The organism is Sphingomonas aquatilis (genome assembly GCF_014196115.1).
In the GTDB taxonomy this organism is placed as follows: Bacteria; Pseudomonadota; Alphaproteobacteria; order Sphingomonadales; family Sphingomonadaceae; genus Sphingomonas; species Sphingomonas aquatilis.
Genome location: NZ_JACIDB010000025.1, coordinates 1 through 6,957, shown reverse-complemented (window position 1 = coordinate 6,957; position 6,957 = coordinate 1). Strand labels below are relative to the sequence as shown.

Here is a 6,957-nt window from a genome sequence, read left to right as displayed (position 1 = left end):
AATCAGGCATGCATCGCGTGAAACGGCTTCGCACTTTCTCCAACCATGCTCTTTCGGCTTAGAGTGTCATTTCGCCCTCAGCCGGAGCCGACCCCTCCTTGGCCCAGCGGTAAGCGAGAGCCGCGGCGAAGATTAGCCCCAGCCCGATCAGGGCCGCGTAAAGCCATTCCTTGAACCGATCGAGCCAGATGCCCGTGCTGGCCCGCTGGAGCGCCGCTGCGGCCCGTTGCAGGTCGCGGACCTCCGATCCCACCGTCCGGCCCCAGTCGGCCCTTTGGCGGGCGTCCTGCTCGATCTGGCGGGCCAGCGCGCCCACCTCTTCCGCGATCCCCTCGGCCCCGGCGCGGCGCATGGCGTCGAGCAGGGTGCGATAGTCGGCGTGAGGGTCATCGGAGGGTGGACCCGCGTCGAATTCGGACGGATCGAAGGGTTCAGTCATCGGCGGGGCCACCCCGGAAGGTCCATCCGTCGAACGCCTTGCGGTCCTGATCGCGGCTGATGCGGTCCATTAATACACCAAGACGCTTCTCCCACTCCGCGTCTTTCATCGCGGCATCGAGGAGCAGGCCGCCGAGAATGATCTTGCGGCGGGCATCGGCCTTGCGATCGAGAGCGGATGCGCGGGCCTGAAGCGCCTGTAACCGGGCCTTGGCCTGATCCACCCGCTGCTGGGCCTTCTCGATGGATTCGAGCGTCGGGCGCGCCATAGCTTCTCCGCGTGAAAGCACGAATGCGAGGCACCATATTGCACAACTACGAGCAACGCTACCAGAACGACCATAGGAAGAGAATGGCGCACTTATGCAAACTTGCGTTTGCGTGCGTCGGGGCGTAGCCCCGAACCCCGGCGGGCTGTCGCCCGCGCCATGTTGCCACATGGCAAGGAGTACGCGGCGATGGCGAGCTTCCATCTTGCGGTGAAGACGGTAGGCCGGTCCGCCGGTCGCAGCGCCACGGCGGCGGCGGCCTACCGTGCGGGCGTGGAGATCGCGGACGAGCGCACCGGCATCGTCCACGACTACACCCGCAAGCAGGGCATCGAGCATCGCGAGATCGTCGCCCCCGCCGATGCGCCCGACTGGGTGCAGGACCGGTCGGCGCTGTGGAATGCCGCCGAGCAGGCCGAGACGCGCAAGAACTCGACTGTGGCGCGGGAATACGAAATCGCGCTCCCGGCCGAGTTGTCGGCCGACGAGCGGCGCACCCTGACGCTCGACCTCGCCCGCGAGATCAGCGAGCGGCACGGGGTGGCGGTGGACGTGGCGATCCACGCACCTGGTCGCCAGGGCGACCAGCGCAACCACCATGCCCACCTCCTGACGACGACGCGACGGATCGGCGCGGAGGGGCTTGGGGAGAAGACCCGCGAACTGGACCAGAAGACGAGCGGGGAGGTGGAGCGCTGGCGGGCGCGGTTCGCGGAGATGCAGAACGCGGCGCTGGAACGGGCGCAGTCGCACGAGCGGGTCGACCACCGCAGCTTCCAGCGGCAGGGGATCGAGCAGGAGGCGACTGTGCATATGGGGCCGGGGGTCGTGGCGATGGAGCGACGGGCCGAGCGGGAGGCGCAGCGCGAGGGGCGGGACTATGCGCCGGCGACTAAGGTCGGGCAGCACAACGCCGGCGTCCTCGAGCGGCGGTCCTTGCGCCAGTATATCGACCGGGGGACGGAGTGGCTGCGCGACGTGGGGCAGCGGGTGTCGCACCGGCTGCACGGGTTCGCGGCGACGTTGAGCGGCGCGGTCGATCGCGATCGGCGGGAGGCGGCGGACGCGCAACGCCGCGACCAGCTAGCCGCCGAGCGTGCCCGCGAGGTGGCGCAGGAGCGCCAGCAGGCGCGTGAGCGGGAACAGGTGGCCGAGCGGTTCAGGACGATCGCGGCGCGGCGCGAGGCGGGCGCCCACGGCTACGGCGACCAGAGCAACGACTGGCGGGCGACCCCGGAGGCGCTGCGGAAGGCGGTGGACGCCTACAACGGGGCGAACCAGTACACGAAGGATCTGTATATCGAGCGGATCCAGCGCGAACCGCAGATGGCCCGCGCCGTGGACCAGCAGCTGCGTGACCGCGAGCTGGTCCTGCAACGCGATCGGGGGTTGAGCCGGTGAGAGGGAAGCACCCGGTCGCTCGGATTGGTTTGAAGGGGGTTTTCATTGGGTTCGAAAGCTTATAGCGGATCGTCCCAATCGAAAGGCTGGGAATATGGGCTACTTCACGACGCCGCTGGAATCTGCGACCCGTAAGCGACTTGACGCGCTACTCGAAAACTTAGGTTGGGAAACCGACGAGCAGTCAGCCGACTGCAATGTTTTTACCGAACGTCCTAAGACAAAAGCGCAGAGATCAACTCTGAAAGGCGTAAAGCCTGATTACGTACTTTATGAACGGGGTACTGATAAGCCTATTGCCATTATTGAGGCTAAGCGACCGGGCCAAAATCTAGCAGATGCTCTTAAGCAGGGCATTGATCTGTATGCTAAACCCCTCAACGTAGACATTGTTTTTGTTGCAGATGGCTCGTTTGTCGAAGCACATGATCTAAGGGATGGGCGTCGTCTACAAATCGATGGTGAAGATGTTACAACCCTGCTTTCTGAGCGGGACGTGCTACGATTTATAGACCAAGGCTCGTCCGTAAAGACGCCTGAAATAGTTAGGCATACTAAGCACGAACTAATAAGTGCGTTTGGTGCTGCGAATGATCTTTTGCGTAAAGAAGGACTGCGAGAAGGGCTTGAGCGGTTTACCGAATTTTCAAATCTACTTTTCTTAAAATTGATTAGCGAAATTGAAGCAGATAGAGAAGCAAGCGGTGAAAAAAGAATTTTAGAAAAGCGGTATTGCTGGGATGCTTTTAAAAGTAAGCCCGCGCAAGATATGCTCGATTATATCAACGACACTGTCCTTCCCAGACTAATACGCGACTACAATCATACTGGTGATGTATTCCAAAGAAAACTTGCTATAAATACTCCTAAAACGCTAAAGACGATTGTAGATAGGTTGTCTAAACTTGAGTTATTGAATACGGATTCTGATATAAAAGGCGATGCGTTTGAGTATTTCCTTAGAAACTCTATATCTGTCGGCAATGATTTGGGTGAATATTTTACGCCACGCCATATAGTAAAGCTGGCAGTAGATTTGGTTGATCCTTTGTTTGAAGAAACGGTCTATGATCCAACCTGTGGTACGGGTGGTTTTCTCATTCAGGCGTTTCGACATATTAAGGGTAAAGTTAAAAATACCCCCAAAAACATAAAGTTCCTCAAAGAGGAAACCATATTTGGTAGAGAGCTGACCGCGACGGCAAAAGTAGCCAAGATGAATATGATCATTATTGGCGATGGTCATAACAACATCGAGCAAATGGACAGTTTGTCAAAGCCATGGAAAGATAAGTTTGAAGTAGTACTAGCAAACTTCCCATTTTCTCAAACCACAGATCATGCTGGTTTATATGGGTACACCACCGATAATGCTAATCCGGTGTTCTTTCAGCACATAATTGATGCCTTAAAAGAAGACGGTAGAGCCGGTGTGGTTGTGCCAGAAGGCGTATTGTTCGATGAATCAGCGCCCAATGTACGCGTTCGTCGCAGGCTTCTTGAAACATGTGAATTAGAAGCGGTTATAAGTCTACACGAGTACGTATTCAGGCCATACACCGGACAGCCAACAAGCTTATTAATATTCAAGAAAGGAAAGCCAACCAAATCTGTTTGGTTTTTCGATGTAATAAATGATGGATTTGAGAAAAGTACGCGTAAGCTTGGCCGTCGTCCCATACCAGATAATGATCTTCCTATGTTGCGTCAGCTCTGGTCAGATCGCGGGCATTCCGATCGATCCTTTTCAGTCGATATTAAAACGATCAAAAAGCACGGATATAAGCTTACGATAGACGAATTTAGAGATCAGTATGCCAACCCAAATTGGGTTCAGCTTGGGGGGCCAAAAGGGATATGTGACATTGTTATTGGCGGCACCCCAGACACTAAAAAGCGTGAATACTATGGCGGAGAGCACTTATTCGCAAAAATTGCGGACATAACTGCTTGTGAAGGGGCAGAACTTCATGAAACCGAAGAGCGATTAACTGATGCTGGAGTTAAGAACTCGAATGTTAAGCTTTTACCGCCCGGAACTCTGCTGCTTAGCTTCAAGCTATCTCTTGGCAAGGTAGCTATGACAGGGCGCCCTATGTACACCAACGAGGCAATTGCTGGTATCATTCCGAAAGATGAACGGGTGCTACCTAAATTCCTCTATTATGTGCTTCCGCGTATTCCCATGCCCGGAGCTCGCAAAGCCGCTAAAGGACAGACGTCAAGCAAGGGTCGTCTTGAAAAGGCAAAAGTGCCACTTCCCTCTATTGCTGAGCAGCAAGCCATGATTGACATGATGGAGGCGCACGATGCCGAGGTGGCACGGCTTAAGGCTGAAGTGGGAGAGAGGAATGTCGCCGCCGATGAAGCATTCCGTCTCAACGCCTTAGCCTAGTCAGTAACCTTTCCGCTAACGGTCGGGCATCCTTGATGCCTGATCGTTTGCAAGGCAATCATCGGGTGTCGCGGTCCTATTTTGGCTTACGGAGCGACATGGTAGCAACTTGAGGGTTGGCGGTAGGCGCTACAGCGACGATGCGCTGCCACACATCTTCTGCGCTGCTCACGATCCCGCGCCGCTCGGCCAGTTCGAGGAAGGCGCGCGTGGTCAGCACGTCCGTTGCCATATCCAGCCCCGTTTCGCGGACGAAGCGCGGAATCTTGCCGTTCTCATAGACGATGAGGATGCTGGCATCGCTATGGTAGTCCACATAGCTGCCCAGCCACTGCATGATCGCCAGTTCGCCGGAATCCTTGGCGCGTGTGGTGGGATCGACGATGCGGGCCTTGGCGAACAGCCTCCCGATCTCGGTCGATGCGACCAGCACCGGCGCGTTGCTGTTGTGCCTCTGCCCGGCATCAAGCCAGTCCTGTATCTCCTGCGCTCCGGGTTTGGTCATGTCCTGCGTTGCCTCGAACGCGACCATATCGGCTACGACCACACGTCCCCCGATCTGGTGGAGCAGGTGCAGGGCATCGGTCTGGGCCAGATGGATCAGCGGGCCGGTGTCTGGCACGATCACGTCGGGCCGCTCGATCGGGGTTTCTACGTCGTCCATATGATCCTCACTGCTCGCTAGGGCTGTCGCCCTGGCGACCGAATAGGCGGGACCAGAATCCACCCGTAGAAGGAAGAGGCGGGGGTGGTGGCGTCGGCTCGACGCTCTCTACCATTTCCGGGGCAGCGACCGGCGTCCGCTCGGGGAGCGGACGTTGATCGGTGAGCAGACCACGTTCAGCCATCTGTCGCCAGTGGTTGCGATCAGCCCGGATGTCCTCGCGATCGGCCCGCACGTCATCCAATTGAGAGCGAAGAAGGTCGATTTGCGCCTTCAGCAGGGTGACAACCTCGCTGTTTTCTGAGGGTAAACCAGCGTCAACCTGAGGGGTAACCTTACCCCTGTCTTGGTTTACGGCAGGCCATACCCTAAAAAGCTCGACGGGCTCAATCAGCCACCCCCCACTCGCGTCCTTGATGGCAGAAAGACGCCCGGAACGAATGGCTTTGATGACCGATTGCTTGGTCAGGCCGACGTGCTTCGCCGCCTCTGCGGGGGATAAACTCATAGGGGCAACCAACGTAAACCAGTACAGGGGTAAGGGGTAAACCTTGGTTTACGCATCGCCTAGCCTGCCCAGCAAGGTCCCTGTGAGGGAGCCGATGCTTTGAGGTTCGTCCATTGGCCCCCGATCGGTAGGTTCGAACATCGCAGGAAGGTCCGGTTCCATGCCGGGAAGCGACGGCTCGCTAGGTGGTGGCTCGCCCTCACCTCCTGCCAACTGACGTTCGCCCGGGAAAAGCCGAGGCAACTTCCGCAACGGCTCTTGCTGCCCCAGTTCGCGCCCGTCCGGCTGCTCACTTTCAGCGAGGATTACGGTCGCGCTGAACAGTGAGTAGCGTAGCCCTTCTCGCGGCCCATGCCACGCAACCCGATCGTTCACGACGTAGGCGTTTACGGTGCCCCGGTCTCCGATCTGGCGGACTTCGATCCATCGGCCTTCCACGAGGTCCTGTATAGCGCGGACGATGGTGCGCCGGTTGCATCCCATGAGCTTCGCTAAGACGGACTGGGACGCCACCACCGCGTTATGCTGGCCGATCCGCGCAACGAGCACATGCAGCAGGGCAGAAGCGCGCGGACTTTTTACCGACATACGCGCCCATGCCTCGTGAGTAGCCCGATCTGTTTGGACCCATGATCCGGGTGAAGAAGGGGCAGTCGGTAAAGTGCGCGTATCTGTCACAGGGGTGTGACTCCGGTGTCGAGAAACTGGACAAACATCGGTCGCAAAACGCGACTTATTTGTCAAGTTACAGGACAGACCTGTGACTCCTAGGAGTCACACCCCTGTGACTCCTAGGAGTCACACCCCCCCTTTATAAGCCATTGAAATAAAACAGCATTTTTTGTGCCCTCTCTAATGATCTAATGAGCGGCCACGCCCGACCGACGAGGCTGGTGGACGATCATTAGATCAGAGGGAACAGAAGAAGAACAAGGAACGCGGCTGGTCGCCGCGTGCGTCGGGCTGTGAGTCCGCGCCATCGCGATCGGAGCGCCTGTGGCGGGCGTGGAGATGCTTGGCGGGGTAGAAGTGGGGGTTGGGGGGGGGCAGCCCCTGAATTGCACTGTCCGGGCTTCCTACGGCTCCTGTTGGGCCTGTAACGGCACCCATCCGCCCTTGCAGATGTGGGTCTTGGCGTTCCAGCGACCGGCGCAGCCGTACAGATGCTGCTCGATGACGGGTTCCTTGGGGTCGGTTCCGGCTGAGGGCGAAATGACACCCTAAGCGTCGGCGTCTTTCGGCCAGAGGTATTCGCCGGTGAGGAGGATGTGCGCCCATCCGA

Annotated in this window: 7 protein-coding genes; 2 read left to right on the top strand and 5 right to left on the bottom strand. The window is 58.0% G+C overall.

Annotated elements, in window-relative coordinates:
- Positions 1–58 precede the first annotated feature (58 nt).
- Positions 59–439 (bottom strand): hypothetical protein, encoded by a 381-nt coding sequence (locus tag GGR47_RS18880; protein WP_246343154.1) that lies wholly within the window; start codon positions 437–439, stop codon positions 59–61.
- The gene (gene traD / locus GGR47_RS18875; protein ID WP_147037267.1) at positions 432–707 is read right to left on the bottom strand and encodes a conjugal transfer protein TraD; all 276 of its coding nucleotides are present in this window, start codon (positions 705–707) and stop codon (positions 432–434) included. The genes GGR47_RS18880 and traD overlap by 8 nt, the downstream gene beginning before the upstream one ends.
- Before the next feature lie 189 nt (positions 708–896).
- Here traD and mobQ point away from each other — a divergent pair, with 189 nt between their 5' ends.
- Both mobQ and GGR47_RS18865 read left to right on the top strand, forming a co-directional pair.
- Positions 897–2,108 (top strand): MobQ family relaxase, encoded by a 1,212-nt coding sequence (gene mobQ, locus GGR47_RS18870; protein ID WP_147037268.1) that lies wholly within the window; start codon positions 897–899, stop codon positions 2,106–2,108.
- A 94-nt stretch (positions 2,109–2,202) separates the two neighbouring features.
- Entirely contained in the window at positions 2,203–4,503 is a 2,301-nt protein-coding gene (locus tag GGR47_RS18865) for an N-6 DNA methylase (protein WP_147037269.1), read from the top strand.
- Positions 4,504–4,579: 76 nt separating this feature from the next.
- Here the strand turns inward: GGR47_RS18865 and GGR47_RS18860 are convergent, their stop codons facing one another.
- From GGR47_RS18860 to GGR47_RS18850, 3 genes are read right to left on the bottom strand one after another with little or no spacing between them, the layout of a single operon-like run.
- Complete coding sequence (locus GGR47_RS18860; RefSeq protein ID WP_147037270.1) at positions 4,580–5,167, bottom strand: PIN domain-containing protein; 588 nt, start codon at positions 5,165–5,167, stop codon at positions 4,580–4,582.
- 7 nt (positions 5,168–5,174) lie between these two features.
- Positions 5,175–5,675, bottom strand: a complete 501-nt coding sequence (locus GGR47_RS18855) for a helix-turn-helix domain-containing protein (protein WP_147037271.1) — start codon at positions 5,673–5,675, stop codon at positions 5,175–5,177.
- A 48-nt stretch (positions 5,676–5,723) separates the two neighbouring features.
- Complete coding sequence (locus GGR47_RS18850) at positions 5,724–6,263, bottom strand: helix-turn-helix domain-containing protein (RefSeq protein ID WP_221204878.1); 540 nt, start codon at positions 6,261–6,263, stop codon at positions 5,724–5,726.
- Positions 6,264–6,957: the final 694 nt, after the last annotated feature.

What these genes read in the sequence shown, in the direction of transcription:
- GGR47_RS18880 (WP_246343154.1), bottom strand. Translation starts at nt 439, where the DNA reads ATGACTGAACCCTTCGATCCGTCCGAATTCGACGCGGGTCCACCCTCC.
- traD (WP_147037267.1), bottom strand. Translation starts at nt 707, where the DNA reads ATGGCGCGCCCGACGCTCGAATCCATCGAGAAGGCCCAGCAGCGGGTG.
- mobQ (WP_147037268.1), top strand. Translation starts at nt 897, where the DNA reads ATGGCGAGCTTCCATCTTGCGGTGAAGACGGTAGGCCGGTCCGCCGGT.
- GGR47_RS18865 (WP_147037269.1), top strand. Translation starts at nt 2,203, where the DNA reads ATGGGCTACTTCACGACGCCGCTGGAATCTGCGACCCGTAAGCGACTT.
- GGR47_RS18860 (WP_147037270.1), bottom strand. Translation starts at nt 5,167, where the DNA reads ATGGACGACGTAGAAACCCCGATCGAGCGGCCCGACGTGATCGTGCCA.
- GGR47_RS18855 (WP_147037271.1), bottom strand. Translation starts at nt 5,675, where the DNA reads ATGAGTTTATCCCCCGCAGAGGCGGCGAAGCACGTCGGCCTGACCAAG.
- GGR47_RS18850 (WP_221204878.1), bottom strand. Translation starts at nt 6,263, where the DNA reads ATGTCGGTAAAAAGTCCGCGCGCTTCTGCCCTGCTGCATGTGCTCGTT.